Raw genomic sequence first — 22,458 nt, 5'->3', positions numbered from 1 at the left:
CAAACACCCATTGGAGAAGCTCTTATGCATATGAAGATGCTTAAGCAGTCAGAGGAAGCGGAACAAAAAGAAAAGGAATTTGACCGCTATATTCGTTACTTGTCCATGGTTCACTCTCATCCTATCCAAGGTAATCAAGAAGCACTTAGGATACGTCAGAAGTTTGAAGAATCTATACGGCCAAAAGAAGAAGTGAAAGAGCTTAAACAAGAAGATTTGGCATGGGACTTCGAAAAGGAAGGAGGAGAATAGATGTCTGGTACAGTTCGTGAAATGCGTGCCATTTTTACCGCTACGATGGCTGGGTTGCGTACTGCTGCTCGTGCTGTTCGTAAAGAAGTTGCAGGTATTGCGGATGAAACAGAAAAGACCACTAAGAGATCTAATAAAAGCTTTGAAAAATTAAGCGCTACAATCACTCATGTTGAAAAGCAGATTGAAAAAGCTGGTGATAATAAATCTTTTCATGAATTAAACCGCACACTTAAAGCATCACAAAAAGAGTTTAAAGAGACAGGTTCTATCGGTGAGAAGAGCATAAAAGATGTTGAAAAAGCGATTGGTAAAGCTAAAAAAGAACTAGCATCTATGACCGCTGAAGGAATTGTAGAAATGAATGCATTAGAAGCAGCTATACATGACGTGGAGCGGGAATTAGATTCTTTGAATAATGATGGCTTGTCTACGATAGCTAATGATGCAAAACGTGCTAGTAATGGATTAGATGACGTAAGAAACAGTGCTAATCATTTACGTAATGAAGCAGATGAATTAGATACTAGTTTACAAAATACCAATAATACCTTAATACACATAGAAAGCAGTTCCCGTAACTCAGAGCATGCATTAGATCGTCTTCGTGAAACTGTAATGGATGTAACGACTGTAGGAAGAGCCTTAAAGCTAAGTCTTATTGGTTTGGCTCCTGCAGCGGTTCCGGCTATTGCTAGCGTAACTACTGCAACCATGGGTCTTGTATCTTCATTTGGTGCTGCTAGTGCTGGTGTGGCTGGTTTTGCAACCGTAGCAATTCCATCTTTAATTGGTATCTTTGACGCCCAGGATGCGATTAATAAAGCGCAAGAGAAGTTAGATAATGCTACGACAGAAAAACAGCGTATCGAAGCCATGGAGAAGCTTAAAAGCTTACAAGAAGCTTTAACAGATGAACAAAGGAGAACGTTAGATGCTTTAAATGACTTCACAACATACTTCGAAGGGCTACGAAAACAGTTTGAACGTCCTGTATTTGATATCTTCACAAGCAGTTTAAAAACTCTTCAACGTTTACTTGAGATGTTTACACCTGTTATTGATGCATCTGTTGAATCTGTGGGCAATATCATTGCTAGTTTTGACCAGTCGCTTCAAACCAAAGATGTTGAATCGTTCTTTGGTTTCTTAGCTATGCGAGCGGGACCTGCATTAGAAGCTTGGAGTAAATCATTCGGTTACATATTACGTGGTGTGGGTAATCTAATGGTTGCTTTTAATGATGAAGGTATCAGGATGGAAAAAGGGCTGGTTAATTTAACAAAGCGGTTTTCTGAATGGGCTGATAGCTTAAAAGAAAGCGAGAGTTTCAGGACGTTCCTTGAGTATTCAAATACCAATACGCCAATATTCTTAGAGTTTATGGGCAACTTATGGGATATTCTCAAGAATATCATGATGATACTAGCTCCTTTCGGCCAAGTGATGTTAGTTGCTCTTTCTGGCATTACGGGCTTTATTGCTAAGTTAACAGAAATGACCAAGGGATTTACACAATGGGAAGGTTTTATCCCGCTTGTTTATGGATTAGCTACCGCTTTCGTCACATTAAAAGCGTCCATGATGTTCTCATCTGCAGCTACTTGGATTCTTGGGTTATTAAACCCAATGACACGAGCAATGGTGCTAACCCAATTATGGACAAAAGCACAAACATTACTTAATTTATCATTATTCTCAAACCCAATTGGATTAGTTGTTGCATTGCTTGCTGGATTAACGGTCGGTATTATTGCAGCTTATAAGCATTCTGAAACATTCCGAAATGTAGTAGATCAATCGTGGTCAGCCATTAAAGAAGGTGTAGTAGTAGCAGCCTCTGTAATAGGTGATGTGACTTCAAAAATGTGGGACAAAGCATTAACATCCACGGACAAGATGCGTGAATCCCTTAGCAATAAAATAAGTGAGTGGGGACCAGCTTTAAAAGAGGGGTTTGACTCGGCTGTAGCTACTACTCAAACATTCTTTATAGAAGCGGGTTCATCTGTTGCTCAGTTATTCGGTAATGGTTTTGTCGAACAATTAAAGTTTGCATTTACCAACTTAGGTGGTGCAGCTTCATTAGTGGCTCCAGCTTTAGCGGGAATGGTATTAGCTTTCATGGGTGTAACGGGTCCGATAGGTTTAGTTATTGCTGGAATTGTGAGCTTAATTGGCTTCTTGTATCGCTTATCTCAAACGAATACAAATGTAGCAAATTTCTTTAAACAAACCTGGGAAGGGCTCGGGAATACCTTAAACAGTGTAATATCTGCCCTCCAACCCATCATTCAAGTATTTAAAGCTAGTTTTGCTGAGATGGCTAAAGAACTTGGACCAGAGTTTAAAAAGACAGTAGATGTTATTAAACAAAGCTTCTCAGATCTAAAACCTACCTTTACTGAGGCAGGAAAAGCGTTCGGAGAACTGGCTCCTGTAGTAAATGAAACAGTTACTCAAGTTGGTTCAGCTATGGCAGAATTGGCGCCATTGGTATTTCCCATTATTACAGAGTTTATCTCTTTATGGATGGACGTTCAACAAACAATATGGTCAGCGGTTTTTGATATTGCATCCACTGTATTACCGCTTCTAATTAATGCGTTTTTAGAGGTGTTCCCGCTAATTTTAAAGATTATTTCTACTGTTTTACCTGTAGTTATTACGTTAATAGGTAGCTTGATTCCTATTGTTCTAGAATTAGCTAAAATGGCAATACCTTTAATTCTTCAAGTTGCACAGCTAGTATTTCCTGTTTTGTTGAAAATTGTTCAATCTGTCTTACCAATTATCTTTAGCTTGTTCCAGATGCTTATTCCTATCATTCTACAATTGGTTAATGTATTGCTTCCGTTGATTTTAAAAGTGGCTCAGTTGGTTTTCCCTATGGTTTTAAAAATTGTCCAGTCCATTCTGCCAATCGTAGTTAATCTTCTAAGTTTAGTGGCTGGGATTATTACAAATGTTCTTATTCCGGCTATTGAGTTTATTTTAAAAATCGTGCAGAAGGTATTTCCTGTTTTAATGTCCATTATAAAAGACAACTTAAATATTATCATTGGCGCGATTCGTCTTTTTAGCTCAATTCTTCAAGGAGACTGGAAAGGAGCATGGTCAGCGGTACAGCAAATTCTCCGCTCGGCTTGGTCTATTATTCAATCAATCTTGAAATTAGCCCTAGATTTAGCGGTTTTAGGTATTAAAACAGCTTGGTCTAATGCATTAAAAATCACTTCATCCATTTTTACCGCACTGTGGAACTCAATTAAAACTATATTCGAAAATATTGTTAAATCAGTGTCTAACTATGTACGAAACATCGTTGATAACATCCAAAATGGATGGAATACAGCCAAAAATAAAACAATAGAAATCTTTAATTCTATAAAAACCAAAGTGACAAGTATTTTTAATGAACTGGTTGAAGCTGCCAAAAAATTGCCTGGACGTATTGGTGATGGATTGAAATCAATGGCTAGTAAAGTGGAGGATGGAGTAAAAGCTGTTGGTAATCGAATGGCTACAGGATTAGAAAAAGTGATTAACACTATTACACAAAAGGGTATTAACGCTATCTTAAAGAAAATGGGTGTCGAGAAAAACTTAATTCCTGAACTTAATATCCCTGAGTTTAAACGTGGTGGTGTTCATAAAGGTGGACCATTCATTGCTGGTGATGGTGGTGAAGAGGAACTTATCCGTTTTCCAGATGGAACAATGACGTTAAGCCCCGCTAAAGATACACTCTACTACGGAGAAAAAGGTACAGAAATCTTGAACGGAAAAGAAACCAAAGAAGCATTAAAGAGTATAGTACCTCACTACAAAACCGGGTTGAATCGCTTTTCTAATGGTGCAAAAGCTATTGGTGAGTGGACAAAAGACAAAGCCGTTTCTGCTGGGAAAGCTACTAAAAAAGTTGCTGTAGCAGGAAAAGATAAAGTGGTTGCTGGAGCTCAAAAAGTGGGCGATATAGTGGGTGATGTATGGGAATATGCTTCAAATCCTAAGAAGCTATTAGAGAAAGTATTAAGCTCTCTGGATTTAACACTTCCTAAGATAGATGGCTCACTTGCAGAATTTTTGAATCAAGGTGTAAGTAAAGTCAAAGACGGCGGTGTAGACCTTCTAAAGAGAAAGTTTAAAGAATTAAATCCGTTTGAAGGTGGAAGCAGCACAACAGGACCAGCGGGAAAAGGTGCTGCACGATGGCGGTCTACAATCATTGCAGCTGCTGCTCGTATGAATGAAGCAATTACTGAGTACGATATTCAAGGTGTTATTGCACAAATTCATCGTGAGTCTGGTGGTAATCAAAACATTGTACAATCTCCATTGGTGCGTGATATCAATACACGTAATGGTAACCCTGCACGTGGTCTATTACAGTACATTCCACAAACGTTTAGAGCATATGCGGTAAAAGGACATAACAATATCTATAGCGGTTATGATCAGTTGCTTGCTTTCTTCAATAACACCACTTGGCGCCGGGACAATCCTAGGGGTACAAGAGGCTGGGGCCCAAGGGGCAGACGTAAATACGAAAAAGGCGGTATCATCCAGCATGAACATTTAGCTACAGTCGGTGAAGGTGGCAAAGCGGAAGTTATTATCCCGCTTGAGCAGTTCCGTCAGCGAGCGTTGCAATTGTTCAGGTATGTAGGTGAATACTTCGGTTTTGATATGGATGCACTTATGAACGGTGGACTATCATCTATTGCTCAGGAGTTATCTTCTTTTGCTCAACAGGCATCATCTACAGTGTTGAATACAAAGTCTATTCCTTCTGTCTCTACGAGTGGCTATTTTGATACCACAAGTGTAGTTAAAGCCTATTCAAACAACCAAGGGATTAACGAGACATCTAAGCAATCTAATAAAGAGGACCAACCTATTCTTATAGAGCTTAATATTGATGGTAAATCCTTCGCGAAAGCTACGTATAAAGCACGGAAAGAGTATGACAGTAAGCAAGATAATGTCAAAGACAGATTTAAAAAGGGGTGATAACCTTGGGTATTACATTTAATGGAGAACGTCGAAGTTACTTGAATATTGCACCGGGCTGGAAGCGTCCAGCTTGGGCACCTATTCAACGAGACATCTTAAAAATTCCGAACCGTCCTGGTGGTTATCATCAACGTACCAATGTAGACGTTCGTGAAATATCTATTCCAGTATGGATTAACTCACCGAACTTACAAAAAGTTAAAGAGGATTTAGCTGCTTGGTTGATTACAGATAAAGCAGCAGAGCTAATCTTTGATGATGAGCCGGAACGTGTATATTACGCACTAGTGGACGGCACGTTTGACCCTAATGAAATTGTAACATTTGGACAAGGAGTCATAACGTTTATTTGTCCAGATCCCTATAAATATGCAAAAACAGAAAAGACAGCTACTGCCGTTTTATCAAATGGTACTTCTATAACGACAGTAAGCAATATTGGTACTGTTGAAGCCCAGCCTATTATAGAAATTCAAGTGGATAAAAGTTATACAAATATTGATATTACTAACGGTGAAGAAATCAATCGTATAGGCCGCGTTGTTAATTTAGAAGACTATGCAGTTGAAAAAGAAGAGACTGTGTTAAACGATAAATTAACATCAATAGTTGGGTGGGCCAAGACGGAAGGTCGTGTAGGGATTGATGGGTATGCAACAGGTAACATGAAATCTGATGGATACCGTTTTATAGCTCAAGATTTTGGGGTTACTCAAGACGCATGGCATGGTCCTTTTTACAAAAAATCATTAGGTCAGACATTAACAGATTTTCGGCTAGAAGCTATGGTAGAGATTTTAAATACTGGTGAAGACAAATTCGGAAAGGTAGAAGTCTACTTGTTAGATGAAAACAACCTTTCCGTTTGCATGTTAACGATTAAAGATGTGGACTCCTCTGGAAAACGTAACTACGCTACAGCAAGGACAGGGGGTGGTGACGCAGGTTATAGAGATATCATTAGTACATCGGGGGAAAAGGAATCTACGTACTGGAATTTCTACGGCATGCTCAGAATAGAGCGGGTTGGTACACGTTGGACTGCTTATGTTGCTAAGGTTGATAAAACAACAGGAAAACATACAGCTCGAACATTTAAAGAATTTAATGATGTAGAGCAGCAGTTCATAAGAAAGCCGACTCAAGTAGGAATCTACATTGCCCAGCATGGAACTCGTCCAGTTCCTTCTTTAAGAGCCGATGATATAAGGGTTTATAAGATTAACCCAATTACGACAAATCAAATCCCTTATATTGTAAAACAAGGTGATGTAGTCACCTTTGACCATAAAGCCAAAGATATTTTAGTTAATGGTGAGTCACGTATTGACTTAAAAGCATTTGGTGGTGAATATTTTACTCTTAATCGTGGCGATAACGTTATTGTCACGAGTCCCCCTTTGCCTACAAAGGTAACTTGGAGGGAGAGGTTTAGATGATTCACATTCTTGAAAAGCAGTCAGATGATATTATCGCTACGCTTGATGAGAGTATGAATGCTGGAGATCATAAAAGGAATTTCCAATTAGAAGAAACGTTTGAGTTTTCTTGTTCACTAGATGATCCAAAGTCAGAATTTATTGTGGGTAGAAACAGGGTTGTCATTCCTGATGAAGATGGCAAATTTCGAGAATTTATCATAGATGATGTAGAACGTGACGGTAATGAAATAACCGCTACTTGTACAGCATCTTATTTGGATTTACGTAAGCAAAAGACAATTACACCTGTAGAGCTCACTGGCCAAACTGTCAGAACCGCTGGTAACTTTGTATTAAGTGGAACTGAATGGGAAATGGGCGTAACAGAAAATGAAAGCATTAGAAAAATTGGTTTTGACTATTCTGATCCGTATGAGTCCATAAAGTTTGTAGGAACATATTTTAATCGTGAGTTAGATTTCCGAGTAGAAGTTGATGGTAATCGAATCGTTAAACGTGTTGTAGACATGCTTGTGCGAGTTGGAGAATTCAAAGGAAAAGAAGTTGAGTTCGGAAAAGACTTGCTTAACTTAGTACGTAAAGAGAAAACAGATGAAATTGTCACGGCTCTTTTATGCATAGGGCCCGAAAAAGAAGATGGTTCAAGGCTTAGCGTCGTTATTAAGGACAATAATGCGTTAAGACGCTGGGGACGTAACGGCAAGCATCTGTGGAAGATATATGAGCCTGAAAGCTCAGATGTCGAAATGACAAAGGAACGTTTAACGTCTTTAGGTGAAACTGAACTTGCCAAACGAATTAATAGCTTGGTTGAATATGAAATTTCACAGGCTGATTTAGAAAACGTTCCAGGATATGAACACGAGAAAGTGCGATATGGTGATACGTTACGAATTAAAGATTTACACTATAGTCCTCCTCTATATATAGAAGCGCGTGTAATTAGTGTAGAACGTTCTTTAATTGATAAGTCATCTAAGTTATATACGTTAGGGGATTTTATTGAATATTCTCAGCGGGATGTATTAGCCGAATTTGATGACTTTAAAAAGAATCTAAGGGTTAAGATACTCAGACAACCAACGCCGCCAAAAGGGGCGTTTAATGCGTTGTGGATAGATACATCTAAATCAGTTGAGATTCTGTATACTTGGGACGGCTTTGAGTGGAGAAAGGCTACACCTACAACCGCTGATGAGATTGGCGCTGAAACACCAGAGGGTGCACAAGAAAAAGTAGACAAAATCAAAAACGATATTGTCTATAAAGTAGAAGTCATTTCAAGTAATGGACAAACCTTCAAAAATGGTTTGATTGATACAGAGCTAAATGCCCGTGTCTATAGAGGGAAAGAAAATATAACCGATACATTGCCAGTAGAAGCGTTCATTTGGACGAAAAAAGATAGAGCCGGCAATATTGATTACGTTTGGACAAATGCGCACAAAAATGTAGGTAGTAAAGTGTTAATTAGTACATCCGATGTTTACCAGCGTGCTACTTTCTATTGTGATGTTGATATAGCGGAAGAATAAAAAATAATAAATAGGAAGAGTGGTATTTTATGACAATTGTAGCTACTGGTTCAATGAGTTTAGTAGATTTATCGGATGCAAAACAACTTCAAGCTTTTATAGGTTCATCTCAACAAAGACAAGTAATCTATAATCCTAATGGTGGGGCTTACACACCTAACTATGCCTCAACAAATAATGTTTTAACACCGCAGCTCTTTATTGCCGGTAACAGTACAGACATTGCTTCTCAAGCGAAAAGTATCAAGTGGTTTTATCAAACGAACAGCTCAGGGAATTATACGGAAATTACAGCGAGCGATTCGACGTATGTATTAGGGACAGGATCCGTTAAAACTCTCACCATTAAATCGAATGTTTTAGCTTCAAACCATTCAATGACATACATGGCAGAAATCACTTATACAGATACAGGTACAGGGTTTGACGTTGTGACAAAAGCCGAATACGAAATTATTAAAGTAACAAATGGTTCTAACGGTACGAACGGTACAAATGCGATTATGGCCGTATTAAGCAATGAATCCGCAAACGTCCCGGCTGATGCAAACGGAACGGTTTCAAGTTTTGGTGGTGCCTCAACGACGATTTCTATCTTTAATGGTGCGACAGATGATACCGCTAACTGGACCATTTCACAATCATTATCAGGCATTTCAGGTACGGCGTCAGGAACACCAACAAATCGAACATTTACAACTACCGGCATGAGCGCAGATGTAGGAACGGTGACATTTACTGCTACAAGAAGCGGACATGCAACAATTACAAAGGTTTTCACTGTCAATAAAACGAGAGGCGGAGCGAATGCAACCTCTTATTGGTTGTCTCAGAGTGTTTCAGCTATTCAAATGAACATCTCTAAGGTTTACACACCTTCTACTATTACATTCTCAGCATTCGCTCAAACGGGAGCAGGAACACCTTCTGCTTATGCTGGAAAGTTTGTGATTGCTGAATCAACAGATGGTACAGCGTTTACTGATAAATACACATCAGCTTCAAATGAATCATCTAAAACATACACGCCAACAGCACAAGCTACTTCTGCTATTAAGGCTGTTCGCGTACGTTTATATCAAGCTGGTGTTACGCCATCAGGTACAAACTTTATAGATGAACAGATTATTCCGATTGTTGCAGATGGGCAAACAGGGCAAGCAGGAGCTGATGCTGTTACGGCAGTTGTATGGACACCAGAAGGGAATGTGGTGCGTAACTCTACTGGAACAGTTAAAGCTCATGTTGATGTATACAAAGGAGCAAATCAAGTAACTGGTGCAGCGTTCAAATGGTATTATCAAGATTCTACTGCTACAACATCAAGCGGTGGGGATGCTGATGGTGGTAATGGTTGGCGTTTAATGAAGGATGCTGCAACAGCTAATGGAGTAACAGGCTATACAACAGATACGATTACAATTCCAGCAAGCGCTATTCCAAGTGTGGAATCGTTTAAATGTGTTGTAACGTATGGAAGTGTTAAATACTCAGATGTTTGTACTGTAACGGACGTCAGTGATCCATATGTCGTTACCATTCTAGGAACAAATACATTTAAGAATGGACAAGGAACAGTCACATTAACCGCAAAAGTCTTTCAAGCTGGGGTGGAAATAGATGCTGCAGGAAGCATGTTTACTTATACTTGGTCTTTGTATGATGCGAACAATGTTAGAAACACAACCTGGAACACAAGTGGAAGCAAGACAGGAAAAACAATTACAGTTGCAGCTACAGATATTAATGTGAGAGGCAATGTAGTGTGTGATATAGATAAGGCATAAAAAGAAGGGGGGATATTCCTCCTTCTTTTTGTTTTGAGAAAGGGGAACATCAAATGGCAGTTGCAACAGCTACATTTTCACTTATTGATATGAATGATGCTATTGTTTCGGGGACAGCACCAGCAAATCCTACTGTTGGGACATTATGGCTAGATACAAGTGTAACCCCTAATATGATGAAAAAGTGGGGTGGTTCTTCATGGGTGGATATTGGAGAGCTTGATCCTAACTATTCAGATACGATTGAAAACATAAACAAGAGCATCGATGATATTACGAGCGACAGTGTAATTGATTATACGGAACGAAAGGCTTTAAAAGATGTTATTACCAATATTATCGGATATGTGATTGCAGACACAGCCACAACTTTACCTGCAGTAACAACTCTTGATAGTAGCGGAAAAGGTGAATTTGCTTCTCTCAGAAAGCAGGCTTTGAATGTCGGAATGGTTAGTGTTGACTCGACATATACAAACTTTGCAACGCAATATAATAATTTAAAAACGTATCTTGAATCCCTTACGCCTGTTGATGTTTGGGATGTTTCTATAGCTAATAAAGATAAAGTTATTAATGTGATAAAAGCAACTTTCAGGGATAAGTTTTTACAATATACGAATGCTTTAAATTCTCTAAAAGAAGCCGTTGCAGCCAAACAAAAAGCAAATTCTGACAACGCACAAGATTCAGCAGATACAACATATAATAGTTTTTATGATCCACTTTTTTCAAAGGGTTTTAAGTTCTGGTCAAATTCTTACATTGGACAAACAGTAAGTGCGATTAATCCAAACGCTTCATATGTTGAAGGCCAAGATGGTTCGCATGGCGGTGATACGTTAACGATTACAGGTCAATCATATGTTTTTTCTAAAAATGCAATTCCTGTTGACGTAAACAGAACCTATCAAGTTCGCTTCAGAGTTAAGCAGCTAGTGGATGCAACAGCGGGGGCTATGCAAGTCTATGCTGGGGTAGCGACATTGGATAAAGATTTTAATGCTTTAACAGGTGGGGCTGGAACGCATAGATATTGTGCTGTTGCTGGAGTTGGTATCAAAAGCGCCGATGGTTGGCGGGAATTCAAAGGGACCATTACAGGTGTTGGGGATCTTGCAAACCAATTTAGAGCAGGTACAGTTTACGTTCGTCCTATGTTTATTGTCAACTATTCTGGCGGTAACGGTAAAGCAGCCGTTGAAACGCTTGAATTCTTAGATATTACTGAAGCGAAAAATGCTCAAGATATTATTGACACCAATTCTTCTTCTTGGAGTGATGCAGCACAAACTATTTCACTTTGGAAGTACAACGGGCAGAAATCACTATTTAACGGTGATGTTATCGCAACAGGAACCCTATTTGCAAAATCATTATTCCTTTCTGATTGGACGAACTTAATTGAAAACCCTGATTTTGAAAGTGATACAGTCGGAGCTTTACCTTTTGGTTTTAATACAACTTCAGGTGTGAGGGTTCAAGATATTTCAACTTTTGCAAATGGAAACGGTTCAAGAAAAGCCCTTGAATTCGATGCTTATACAAGCGGTAACAATAGCATTTATGCATCAAATATTATACCTGTTCAAGCAGGAGAAAGTTTTTATTTATCAGCAATGGGGCGTTATCTAAATACAGCCGGAAATGGAACAGGACGAATCGGATTTTTACGTTATGACGCAAAGAAACAACCGTTAAATCTTTGGGACAACCCTGTTACTTGGTCAGGTACAAAAACAATGAATTTTACAACCTTATCAGGTAACTATACGGTTCCAAGCGGTACAGCTTATTTACAGTTTTATGCAACATTTTCAAACAATGGTGAAACGACAAATAAATTTTATCTTGACAACATAGTGATGCGAAGAAGAGCAACGGCTGAATTAATTGTTGATGGCGTTATAGAAGGTCGCCATATTAAAGCTTTATCTGTTGAATTTGATAAATTACAAGGCGGGACAGCTACCCTTGGAGGAGCAAATAACGTTAATGGTCAGCTAATTGTTCTAGATGCAAATGGTGACTTGGCTGTAGGTTTAAACACGTTAGATGATGATGGTGTGACGTATTACTCAGGGTTTCAGAATGTTATTGCTGAGTCGTTATATATATCAAAAAGTATTAAAGCGCCCAACATTGTAGAGACCACTACTGATGTTATTAACCTATACGTAGATCCAATCAACGGAAATGATGATAATCCTGGAACAAGCTGGGCAGCAGGACCGTTGGCTACCATTCAGGAAGCGGTGAACCGTTTACCTAAAGTTCTCTCGCATGATGTACGCATTCAAATGCATTATTCAAATGCAAGTGAAGTATATGAAAACGTATTGGTTCAAGGGTTTACAGGAAGTGGTGCTTTGACCATTGATTTTCAGAATACATCTAACGTTTTATACGGAAGCTTTAAATTCATGTACAGTACAGTAAATACAGTCATTAACTCAGGAAAGTTCATTGCTACAGCTAACCAATCGCCTGTCTATGCTGAAGGTGTGGCGCGTTTAGCTATGAACAATAGCATTGTAGATGCGAAAAGTTTAACTGCTTACGCGGTGTATATTTCGAACTCATTTGCAGACTTACGTGGTTGTCAGTTCTACAATGGGACAAATTCACAAGTAATTGCTGCATATGGCGCGCGTGCAGATGTTATTGATTGTACGGGTTCTGGTGGTACTAATGGTGTCAGAGCTTATCGTTCTTCTATTGTTGCAGGAACAGGTACAGCACCAACAGGAAGTTCAAAAAATGCATTAGGTGATCAAGGTGGTCAGTGTACAGGAACGTGGACATATCCTAACGCTACAGCTCCTTCTACTCCTGCACCAGCAACATATACGACTGTCACTGTCACAGCGAACAGCGGGAATTCTTGGCGCTCTGGCTTTGGTGGACAATGGTATGGAGGAAATGTACGTCAAGCTCTTTGGACAAGTTCTTATGGACGTTATATGGGCTATTGGTTCTTTGGTACACAATTTAATCAATTCAATGGAAAAACCATTACGAAGGTTCGTATTTGGGCGCAACGTTATAACGGTGGTGGTTCCTCCGCGTCAAAGAATGCACGGTTTGTCCTACATGGTTATCAATCTCAACCATCAAGCAGCTCACAACCTACATTCTATGGAGGGCTGTCTACAGGTACAGCCTATACAGCAGGATTCAAGTGGGGGGAAGCAAAATGGATTGACGCAACTGCAGCCTTTAAGAATCATATTAACCAGACTTCTGTTTACGGAATTGGTCTTTGGATGTATTCCGATAGCCCATACATGATTTTTAACAACAACCTAAAAGTAGAAGTCACATATAAAAATTAACTTCAAAGGGGCAATGCAGAAATGGCTATTGAAAAAACGATGTTAAATTACGATGAAAGTTTACAACAAAATATTGCAGGTAACACACACAAAGTTCTCTATTTGAATCCTGAAACCTTAGAAGTTATGTCTATTGATTATGTATCACCACCGTTTGTTCTAGGTGTAGATTCTTTAAAAACTGCAAATATAACAGCTACGGGAATTAATGTCCCTTACATCATTGTAGATAAAGACTATAATAGTGGGATTACTAACGATTTATTAGTAGATTTTCAGCGTGAAATTGCTTATAAAGTGCTAGAAGAAAATTATAAGCAAGCTCAATTGAATTTAATGGCAGAATCCGATGACTATGAAGAATATCTCATGAAAGATACCATGCTCAAAAAGAAATATTTTGCAGTAAAAAAAGAGATTGCACTTTCGATAGCTCCACTATTATTAGACCTTAGTTTAGTTTAAAGTTTGTGAAATCTAAAAAAATCAATTAAAAAGAGGCTTGGATTTATTCTGGCCTTCTTTTTATTTAAGGAGGTTCCTATGAAGTTTTCAGCTGATATCTTTGATTTACGCTTACTCATTAACCCCAGTTTTAGCTTTGCCGGTATTGCTGGTGGATCGATTGGGATAGTATTAAATGCTTTATATGGCAATTCACAAGTTAATATGTACATTGCTTTATTGCTCATTCTTGTTGTTGCATTTGATTGGTTAGGAGCTATTGGTGCAGCACTAAAGGATGGGTCTTATTCCAGTGACTATGGCATTCGAGGGGTAGTTCGCACAACTGTTATTTTAATGTTGCCTTTAGTTGGCCGTTTAATGGATACAATCATAGGTACACCCGTTGTCATTGCTGATGTACCTATTAGCGGTTTTTATTTATTCATTTCTTCCGGCTTAATTTATCACAGTTGGATGAGCATGACGGCAAACTTCGCAAGAGCTGGATATGATAAATGGATACCAGAGTGGATGTTGAAAGCTGTAGCATCTGAAATTAATGCTAAAATAACACGCTCAGAAGGTCGTAAAGAAGCTATATTAGGTAATCAAGTACAAATACCACCAACTGTAGAAATACCTCCTGTAGCGCCTGTAGAAACGCTTAAAAATGATTCTGAAACAAAATAATTCAATTGTAATTGAGGGCCGCTGTGAAATGTGGCTCTTTTTATTTAAAAAGGAGGAAACACGCGATGACTTATAAATTTGAACAGCTCGCTCAATTAGTTGATAAAAGAGGGAAATTACCAAGCAAAGGCTCTTATAGTAAACGAGCAAATGGTGTCAATTCAATTACAACTCGTGTATGGCATCACTCGCTAACAAAATTATCTGCAGGAGGCTCTAATATTGTTTCCTTTGCAAACTTTCACGTTGGAACAAACGGCTGGCCAGAAGTTGCTTATCATTTAATTATTGATCCAAACACAATTATTAATGGTAAGGCAGCTATCTATTATTGTGTAGATATTAGCAAACGTAGTTATCATGTTGGTAACAGCAATACAATCGGTCTTGGAATTTGTGTAATTGGCGACTACCGTACTGATAAATTAAGCAAGGCAACCATTGCATCCATTATTGATTTGCGTAATGCATTAATTAAAGATGGTATCGGTAAATATGATAAGTCTCACAATGAAATGCCAGGTTACAGTTGGAAAGCATGCTGCGTATATGACTATAACAAAGCTTTCAAAGATATCTTAGAAACAATTGCACCTGGAGCCAACCAAAAGCCTTCATTACCACCTGATTTATATACAATTCAAGAAGGAGATACATTTTGGTCAATTGCTGAAAAAGATGGTCCAGCAGGCATTACAGTAAATGATTTGATTGCTGCTAATCCAGATATACACCCAACACAATTAAAGGTAGGTCAAACTATTAAATTAGGAAAAGCTCAACATGCATATACACCAAAGCCAGAAGCGTCTAAAAAGCCACAATCCGCTTATAAATACCCATTACCTTCACAGGTTCTTAAAAAGGGCTCACGAGGCGAATTGGTGCGTCAATTACAAGCTGCATTAGTTGCTGTTCACTTTTACCCAAATAAAAGTGCTAAAAACAATGGTATAGACGGCATCTATGGAAATGATACGGCGGATGCAGTACGACGTTTTCAAAGTGTGTATGTTCCTGGACAAGCAGATGGAATTTATGGTCCAAATACACAAAAGAAACTGCAAGCGGTCTTAAAATCTAAAGGATATTAAAAAGAAAAGCCTACTACTCTATTGAGTGGTGGGCTTTTCTTTTTTACTCTGTAACTAATTTTGTAAATTCAATTCGTTGTTCTCCACCTAAGTCTTCATTTCCATTATAGGCTCCATCAACTAATTTATCTGGTGGATCCATAATTACCTTTATGCTCTTAGGTAGTTCCTCTCCATTCAGAGGTAAAATTTCATAGCCTGTTTCCTTCACTTTACCATGATAAGTTTGTACAACAGCATTCTGAGAAAGCAGACCGCTTTCTGAATGAATTTGCTCACCTGTATCTGTAACTACAGTGAAAGACCCATTGTAATCTACATCATCATCTAATGTATTTTCTACATTCATAGAAAGCATAATTGCTTTGGTTTCTGTTCTACCTTCATATTTTTCTTCCGTTTGAGCTTCAGCGCTTAATTCAACATCGACAAGTGAAGGAATAAAAGAAACCTTAAATCCATTGAAATCAATAGTCGCACTAAGGTCTTCTTCACTGGATAGATCCCCTTCAAATATTCCAAGTAGTTTGATATAGCCAGTATCATTGGTAATATCAAACTCTCCATTATGAATACCAGTTTCATTGTCCTTTGTTTCTTCTTTAGCGGTAGTTTCTGTAGATGGCTCTTGTACCGCCACATCTTTTTCAATTTTTTCAGTTGACTTATCGTTAGCAGCTTCGTTCCCACAGCCAGCTAACAGCCCCATTACTAAAAAACTACTTAATATCTTATTCATGATAGTCCCCCTCATAAATTTTCCTTTAAATCCATTTTTTATTATAAACGCAAAAATTATATGAAAGGAACTTATATGAGCTACTTTATTTTAAGTTTAGTAAACGGTCTATTTATATATCAAAGAAATCATCTGTTCGAAGTGATGGATCCAACTTCTTTAATGCTTTCATGATTTTTTTAATTGTTCCTGTAGCAGGTACATAGCTAGGGTCGTTGCAAACTTTACTAATTGTATTACGGCTCACTTTAGACGCTTCCACTAAATCCTCCTGAGAAAATCCATGTTTATCAATGTATTTCCCTACTTTAGAGCGTTTTTTTCCAATACCCCACATTTAAATCACCTTCCTATTGACTGCTTGATTAGTACTTATAGGATTGCCCTTCTATTACGTCTTTATACGAACCTTTTCCAACTACTTAAAAAACTTTCACATGTGTTTCAGAAATTTTCACAACAAATTGGGAATATTGGACAAACGGAGTCTAATACGCTTTATCATACGATATAAAATTCGCTTTAGGAGAGTTTACAGAGTTCCGTGTTCAGTTCGTTTTATAAAGGCGCAATGGAATACGCTAACCGACTATTAAAACGAACGCAGAAACCTTTTTAAATCAATCTTCTAGCATACTTTTGATAATTCGTTTAAGTAAGGACTATCTACTATGTAGATATCAAAGGAAGGTGGTAGACCTCTATGATTTTAGAAGCATTATCTACATCGTTACTTGGCGGTCTGTATCTAGTAGCTCACACAAAACAAAAAAGCAGCAGAAAGATGGAAGACCATGAAAAAATAATTTCTGTTGCTGATGCTTGTAACTTAAAAGTACATGGTAACTCAATTAGGTTACATCGAAAGACAAGTGAGGAGCGTTTTGTGGAATATGTGTACCAGATACCTCATGGATTATCCTTTAAAAAATTTGAAGATCATATCAATGAATTTGAAGACGGGTTAAACATAAAAAAACGAGATTATGTGTTTACTAAAAAAGGCATTAAAAGACTTTGGAGTTATCTACGTGATAATCACTATAATCGGGTTACTCTTAAAGATGATTTATACAGTATGTTCTTTGAAAAGGTTGAGTCCTCAAAGAATATTAAAATGAGTTTTGACGGCATGCTGCATATCAAAGTGTTTGATAAAGGTCTCCCCTCTCACATTGAATTTAATGACCAGTTCTTATCTAAATGCACTGATTGGCGAATTCCATTAGGTGACAATGGTGAGCGTATGCTGAAGTGGAAAATTGGACGCGAGCATATGGCCATTGCGGGAGGAACAAGACAAGGTAAAACTCAATTCTCAAAGATGTTGATTACAACCTTGATTAAATTGTATCCAGATGAAGTAGCCTTTTCATTCATTGATTTAAAAGGCGGGGTATCAATGAACCGCTTCAAACACCTAAAACAAACTAGTGGTTTTGCTGATGAAATACAAGATGCTGTTACTGTTTTAGATAAAATATACGCTGATATGAAGTCCATGGAAGCTTTATGTAGGGATAAAGGTGTAGAAACAGCAAATGAGTTAGGGTTTACCAAAAAACATTTCATTGTCATAGATGAAGCAGCTGAACTTTCTCCTATCATTAAAAAAAATAAAGCAGACGAACTTAAATTTAGACAACATTGTGAGATGCGTCTTTCTGAAATAGCCCGCTTAGGTGCAGGATTTAACTATATTTTATTGTTTGCTACTCAATATCCTACCGCAGATGTTATGAACAAAGATATCAAGTCAAATATTAACCAAATAGTTTGTTTTAAACTGAGATCTGGAAGGCAGTCTCAAACAGTTCTTGATAAATGGGGAGCAGAAAAATTAGAAAATCCAGGTAGAGCTCTTGTAATAGATGGTGTGACCAACCATAAAGTTCAAGTTCCTTTAATGAGTAACAGCTATATAGACTCTGTTATAAAGCCACATATCATTATTAAGCCTAGAAAGGATGATGAGAATGCAGAAGACAATCAGAAGGGAACAGCGGGTGGAAGATATTCTCTACTCATTGAAGAAACTGAGCTATCTTAGTCGTTCTCAAATTCAAACATTGCATGATCTAGGCGGAGAACGTAATGCTCAAAAATTCTTAAAGTCAATGGATGTATATCTTAACTCGTTTCGTGATGGAGAAACGATTTATCACTTATCTAAAGAGGGTCGTGAGCGGATAGGTGCCAAGCGTGTAACTAAAAAGCTAACTACAGCTCAGCATTACATTATGAGAAATGCCTTATATATCGGCTTTCAAGCTCCTGATGATTGGAAAAATGAAATAAAAATGTCTGTAAAGGACATTGCTACGGTAATTTGTGATGCTACATTTGTTAACGGTGGCCAGCGCTACATTATAGAAGTGGATTACACTCAAAAAATGGTAGCCAATAAATCTAAAATGGACCGTTACCGTAAACTCATTGATGTTGGTGCATTTACAGACACACCACCAGTGTTTATTTGGATGACCACAACAGAGTTTAGGCGAAGACAACTAATTAATCTATGTGAAGGGTTAGAATCCAACATCTTTGTTATCTCAGACTTTTATTAGGAGGAATTTACATGTGGAAAAAAGTGGCGATTCAAGCAGGGTTTATGGCATTAGATTATGGGATTAAAAAACGAAAGCAGAGCAAGAAAAAGAAAAAAACTACAACTGCTTCAAAGAAAAAGACAACTAAGAGGGGGAAATAACATGTTTACATCTAAGAAGGTTCAAACGGTTGGTACAGTTCGTGAGTTTTTAAACCCTTCAATCTCTACACCTTCAAAGAAAGATATTGTTCCGATATTAGCTGCTGGAGCAACATTCCCACTAATTTTAAATACAATGCCTACATTCTCATTTGCTGAATCAGTCACAGCAAGTGCTTCAGTTAAAGCAGATGTAACCCAAAAAGTAATTACAGCCTTTCAACCACTTACTGAATTAGTTCAAGGTTTATCATATCCGATTACATTCTTAGTTTTCAGTGCAGCTGGTATCTATTGGTTAATTGGAAATCGTCCTAAAGCAGTTGAAATGCTTCAAGGTGCTACAATTGGCTACATCCTAGTGCAGTTGTCACCAATGCTCATGCGTTTGCTAGTATCTATAACAGCAGGATTTTAAGGGAGGGATACAGTGTGTGGAGCAAAATACAAACAGTTGGTAGCATTTCAGATTTTATCAGTAGTAGTTCCACTATTAGTACAGCAACTACATCATTTGAAGCATTGGTCGATTGGGCTCTACACCCTGTAGATCAAACTAAAGAAATTGGTATTAATGTTGCCTACGATACAATAGAGCCCTTTCTACAAATATTACAGATTGTATCTTATCCTATTGCTAGCTTGATTATTGGAATTTCAGGGTTATTATATATAATGAATTTCAAGGAACGTAGCATTAGTTGGCTAACTAAGACCTCCATAACTTATATAGTTGTGCAACTTCTCCCTCTTTTAATAAAGACTTTGTTACAAATGCTGGCCACGTAAAAACAGCCTACTCTCTAAGAGTAGGCTGTTTTGCTAATCCGCTTATTGTATGCTCATACATTTCTTTATTTAGCCACCCACCCTCAACCAATCTAATAAATAATGGTTCTAAGTCTACGACATTATTATTCAATGGCGTTACAACCTCTTTTACATTTAATTTCAAAGGTTCTACTTGGTCAATTAAAGCGCTAACTAATTGTGCATTTTCATGTGAATTCATATTCCAAATCCCACCTATTCTATATATATAATCCAATTATAAACCAAAATTAAATAAATGTCATAGTGGAAAAGGAACACATGTTCTTATATAATATTAGTATATAAAGATGATTATTAGCACTTAGGAGGTTGTTACGTATGTTATATCAATTAAAACAGGCTTATAACGATAATAGTAAATTAGAAATTATGTATATTAATCAAAAGGATCAAGTCTCTCAGCGGATCATTCGCGTCTTAGAGTTGCATGAACATACAGTAAAGGCTTATTGTTATAAGAAAAGATCCCTACGATTCTTTAAAATTGAAAATATACTATCAGGACAGCTAACAAACATTTATACCAAGAATCAAGGAGCATAACCGTATGTGTGAAGGAAAAGAGTATAAGCAATGTATTGCAGAACAGACCGTTTTATATGCTATAAAAAAGTTTGTAAGTAAACATGGCTACCCTCCTACATTCAGGGAGCTAACAACAATTTGTGAGTTTCATTCAACTAGTACCACTTCTCGCTATCTAAATATCCTCAAAGCTAAAGGCATTATCGACTACACATCTAAAATTCCAAGAAGTATCCGAATTATTAAAAATAATTAATAACCTAGTAATGTATACTTTTTCCCCAAAAAATAACACGCGTGCACTATACGCGTGTTATTTTTTCTTTATTTGCTTATAAATGATTCTGAACCCTAGCAATGCTAGTCCAAATAATATTCCATATATCATTATTATGTATAAAATACCTAAGAAAGTATCCATAAGTAATCACTCCTCTCTTTAACTATTACGTATGTTTCTATAAAAAGGTTTCTGTTTTTTGGAAAAACAACACTTTTTTACCAATATAACATTTACATATATAGGTTTAATGTCATATAATTGGTTTGTTAAAAAATTACAAAGGGGATACATAATTATGAAAAAAGGGAAATATTTACTGGTTAAACTATTACTTACATCTATGGTCTTTACATTATTTCACGCTTCGTTGTTACAGAGTACAGCCTCAGCGGCAGCTGCAGGTAGTGAAGTTACAATAACAGCAGCACAAGAAACTGATGAAGAAACAAATAATTTCGAAAATTTAAAACCTGATAAAGATGGTCCTTCTAATTTACCTCCAAGACCAGGATCAAAAGACTCCTTTTGGGCATGGGTTGGCGGTATATTTGCTATTTTTGTAAGTGTCCAAACAGCACAAACTCTTACACAAAATGCAATTAATAATGGTATTGATGCTACTTGTAAGAAATTTAAGCATATAAAAGGTGTACCAGCAGCTTGTAAAGTATTTCAAAACTAATTGTAACAGAGCATCCTAAAGTGATGCTCTGTTTTTTAATAATGTAAACAGGATAATTTATAATTAACCGCATTTTATAGGATTACAAGTTAATTATCTACCTAATAACCTTTGTAACCAACTTTTTTTCTCAAGTTGCTTCTCATGTTCCTCAGCAGCTGCTATTAACCTTTTCCCCTCCAGCATTTCTCTCATTGTACTAGTTAAATGCTCGTCTCTTTCTTTCAGAGTATGTTCTATGTAGATGTTTTGCTTTGTTAATTGTTCAGCAATGACTTTTAATACCTCATCTCGTTCACGATCACGCTTTTCTAATTCATCTAAGCGTTCTCTCATCCTTCTCATTTCTTCAGCGAGTATAGAATCAGCACTAGGTTCTGGCATTACTTTGAATGCTTCGCCACCTGTATCCAAATATAGAGCAATCTCTTTTAATGTGTAGTCTTGATCGCGGTTTAAATGTTTAATTAACTTAAACCTTTCTAAACCTTCATTTTTAAATACACGATATCCGTTTTTCTTACGTTCAAACGGGATATATCCTTCTAGCTCTTTTAACCAGTTTCGCACGGTGTGTGGACTCTCATCTATAAGGTCAGCTACATCTTTTATAGTTAATTCGCGTTCATCTGGTTTTTGCTCAACTTGATTATTATCTTCACTCATATCCATAACCTCACTTCCTATATACTTAATTTTATATGTTTATATAACCTTATTATCATCACTTACTACCTTATCACCTATGTTTGAGATGTTATTTTATTAATTACGTTATAAAGAGTTAATTCCCTGCAAAATTGTAATAAAAACACTCATCCGTTGAAGAATACTACTATTTATTTTACGATTCCTGTCTAGATTTAAAAGGTGCAAACTGCCTAGATACATAACTATATACTAAAGATATGGATTTTGGTTCAACTTAAGTTCAACTAGTTTAAGGGTTTTATAGTTTCATAACTAATTATAAACATATAAGTTTAACTTAAGTATTTATAATGTTGATATATAAGGTTTTTTGTCTCCGAATAAGTTAAACTAATATATTGAAAGATAACTGTTTTTAAAGTAAAATTAAAAA

21 protein-coding genes are annotated in these 22,458 nt (G+C 37.1%); 17 read left to right on the top strand and 4 right to left on the bottom strand.

Annotation, left to right across the window (positions count from 1 at the left end):
- The first annotated feature begins 24 nt into the window (after positions 1–24).
- From V2145_RS20810 to V2145_RS20770, 9 genes are all read left to right on the top strand, one after another.
- Positions 25–252 (top strand): hypothetical protein, encoded by a 228-nt coding sequence (locus tag V2145_RS20810; RefSeq protein WP_330988227.1) that lies wholly within the window; start codon positions 25–27, stop codon positions 250–252.
- The gene (locus V2145_RS20805; protein ID WP_330988226.1) at positions 253–5,265 is read left to right on the top strand and encodes a hypothetical protein; all 5,013 of its coding nucleotides are present in this window, start codon (positions 253–255) and stop codon (positions 5,263–5,265) included. It begins immediately after the preceding gene.
- A gap of 5 nt (positions 5,266–5,270) precedes the next feature.
- Positions 5,271–6,707: a distal tail protein Dit gene (locus V2145_RS20800; RefSeq protein ID WP_330988225.1), complete on the top strand. Its 1,437-nt coding sequence runs from the start codon at positions 5,271–5,273 to the stop codon at positions 6,705–6,707.
- On the top strand, positions 6,704–8,245 hold the full coding sequence (locus V2145_RS20795) for a phage tail spike protein (protein WP_273122670.1): 1,542 nt from the start codon (positions 6,704–6,706) through the stop codon (positions 8,243–8,245). The genes V2145_RS20800 and V2145_RS20795 overlap by 4 nt, the downstream gene beginning before the upstream one ends.
- A 29-nt stretch (positions 8,246–8,274) precedes the next feature.
- Positions 8,275–10,032 carry a hypothetical protein gene (locus tag V2145_RS20790; protein ID WP_330988224.1) on the top strand — a complete coding sequence of 586 codons (1,758 nt, stop codon included), beginning with the start codon at positions 8,275–8,277 and terminating at the stop codon, positions 10,030–10,032.
- Positions 10,033–10,085: 53 nt separating this feature from the next.
- Positions 10,086–13,367 (top strand): hypothetical protein, encoded by a 3,282-nt coding sequence (locus V2145_RS20785; RefSeq protein ID WP_330988223.1) that lies wholly within the window; start codon positions 10,086–10,088, stop codon positions 13,365–13,367.
- A 21-nt stretch (positions 13,368–13,388) separates the two neighbouring features.
- Positions 13,389–13,832 carry a hypothetical protein gene (locus V2145_RS20780; RefSeq protein WP_330988222.1) on the top strand — a complete coding sequence of 148 codons (444 nt, stop codon included), beginning with the start codon at positions 13,389–13,391 and terminating at the stop codon, positions 13,830–13,832.
- Positions 13,833–13,910: 78 nt separating this feature from the next.
- Complete coding sequence (locus tag V2145_RS20775; RefSeq protein WP_273122677.1) at positions 13,911–14,504, top strand: phage holin family protein; 594 nt, start codon at positions 13,911–13,913, stop codon at positions 14,502–14,504.
- Positions 14,505–14,569: 65 nt separating this feature from the next.
- Positions 14,570–15,598: a peptidoglycan-binding protein gene (locus V2145_RS20770; protein WP_273122679.1), complete on the top strand. Its 1,029-nt coding sequence runs from the start codon at positions 14,570–14,572 to the stop codon at positions 15,596–15,598.
- 43 nt (positions 15,599–15,641) lie between these two features.
- Here V2145_RS20770 and V2145_RS20765 read toward each other — a convergent pair whose 3' ends face one another.
- Together V2145_RS20765 and V2145_RS20760 are read right to left on the bottom strand one after the other, a co-directional pair.
- A complete protein-coding gene (locus V2145_RS20765; RefSeq protein ID WP_330988221.1) occupies positions 15,642–16,337 on the bottom strand; it encodes a hypothetical protein in 696 nt (231 codons plus the stop codon).
- Positions 16,338–16,449: 112 nt separating this feature from the next.
- The gene (locus V2145_RS20760; RefSeq protein WP_273122682.1) at positions 16,450–16,674 is read right to left on the bottom strand and encodes a helix-turn-helix transcriptional regulator; all 225 of its coding nucleotides are present in this window, start codon (positions 16,672–16,674) and stop codon (positions 16,450–16,452) included.
- A gap of 366 nt (positions 16,675–17,040) precedes the next feature.
- On the opposite strand from V2145_RS20760, the gene V2145_RS20755 reads away from it, so the two are divergent.
- Genes V2145_RS20755 through V2145_RS20735 form a run of 5 tightly spaced genes read left to right on the top strand, consistent with a single transcriptional unit; the run spans position 17,041 to position 19,839 of the window.
- Entirely contained in the window at positions 17,041–18,387 is a 1,347-nt protein-coding gene (locus tag V2145_RS20755) for an FtsK/SpoIIIE domain-containing protein (RefSeq protein WP_330988220.1), read from the top strand.
- Positions 18,314–18,907 (top strand): replication-relaxation family protein, encoded by a 594-nt coding sequence (locus V2145_RS20750; protein WP_330988219.1) that lies wholly within the window; start codon positions 18,314–18,316, stop codon positions 18,905–18,907. The genes V2145_RS20755 and V2145_RS20750 overlap by 74 nt, the downstream gene beginning before the upstream one ends.
- A gap of 11 nt (positions 18,908–18,918) precedes the next feature.
- Positions 18,919–19,050: a hypothetical protein gene (locus tag V2145_RS20745; protein ID WP_273122688.1), complete on the top strand. Its 132-nt coding sequence runs from the start codon at positions 18,919–18,921 to the stop codon at positions 19,048–19,050.
- A gap of 1 nt (position 19,051) precedes the next feature.
- The gene (locus V2145_RS20740) at positions 19,052–19,468 is read left to right on the top strand and encodes a hypothetical protein (RefSeq protein ID WP_273122690.1); all 417 of its coding nucleotides are present in this window, start codon (positions 19,052–19,054) and stop codon (positions 19,466–19,468) included.
- A 14-nt stretch (positions 19,469–19,482) separates the two neighbouring features.
- On the top strand, positions 19,483–19,839 hold the full coding sequence (locus V2145_RS20735) for a hypothetical protein (RefSeq protein WP_273122692.1): 357 nt from the start codon (positions 19,483–19,485) through the stop codon (positions 19,837–19,839).
- 7 nt (positions 19,840–19,846) lie between these two features.
- Here the strand turns inward: V2145_RS20735 and V2145_RS20730 are convergent, their stop codons facing one another.
- Positions 19,847–20,062 carry a hypothetical protein gene (locus tag V2145_RS20730; protein WP_273122693.1) on the bottom strand — a complete coding sequence of 72 codons (216 nt, stop codon included), beginning with the start codon at positions 20,060–20,062 and terminating at the stop codon, positions 19,847–19,849.
- 140 nt (positions 20,063–20,202) lie between these two features.
- Here V2145_RS20730 and V2145_RS20725 point away from each other — a divergent pair, with 140 nt between their 5' ends.
- The 3 genes from V2145_RS20725 to V2145_RS20715 all read left to right on the top strand — a co-directional run bounded on the left by V2145_RS20725 (position 20,203) and on the right by V2145_RS20715 (position 21,374).
- Positions 20,203–20,427, top strand: a complete 225-nt coding sequence (locus V2145_RS20725) for a hypothetical protein (RefSeq protein ID WP_330988218.1) — start codon at positions 20,203–20,205, stop codon at positions 20,425–20,427.
- A 4-nt stretch (positions 20,428–20,431) separates the two neighbouring features.
- The gene (locus tag V2145_RS20720) at positions 20,432–20,665 is read left to right on the top strand and encodes a LexA family protein (RefSeq protein WP_330988217.1); all 234 of its coding nucleotides are present in this window, start codon (positions 20,432–20,434) and stop codon (positions 20,663–20,665) included.
- A 322-nt stretch (positions 20,666–20,987) separates the two neighbouring features.
- Complete coding sequence (locus V2145_RS20715; RefSeq protein ID WP_330988216.1) at positions 20,988–21,374, top strand: hypothetical protein; 387 nt, start codon at positions 20,988–20,990, stop codon at positions 21,372–21,374.
- Between the two features lie 93 nt (positions 21,375–21,467).
- Here the strand turns inward: V2145_RS20715 and V2145_RS20710 are convergent, their stop codons facing one another.
- Complete coding sequence (locus tag V2145_RS20710; protein WP_330988215.1) at positions 21,468–22,046, bottom strand: helix-turn-helix domain-containing protein; 579 nt, start codon at positions 22,044–22,046, stop codon at positions 21,468–21,470.
- Positions 22,047–22,458: the final 412 nt, after the last annotated feature.

The organism is Priestia sp. GS2, from assembly GCF_036409025.1.
GTDB classification, from domain to species: domain Bacteria; phylum Bacillota; class Bacilli; order Bacillales; family Bacillaceae_H; genus Priestia; species Priestia aryabhattai_A.
Note: the sequence above shows the minus strand (reverse complement) of the source record. Positions and strands in the feature narration are given on the sequence as shown.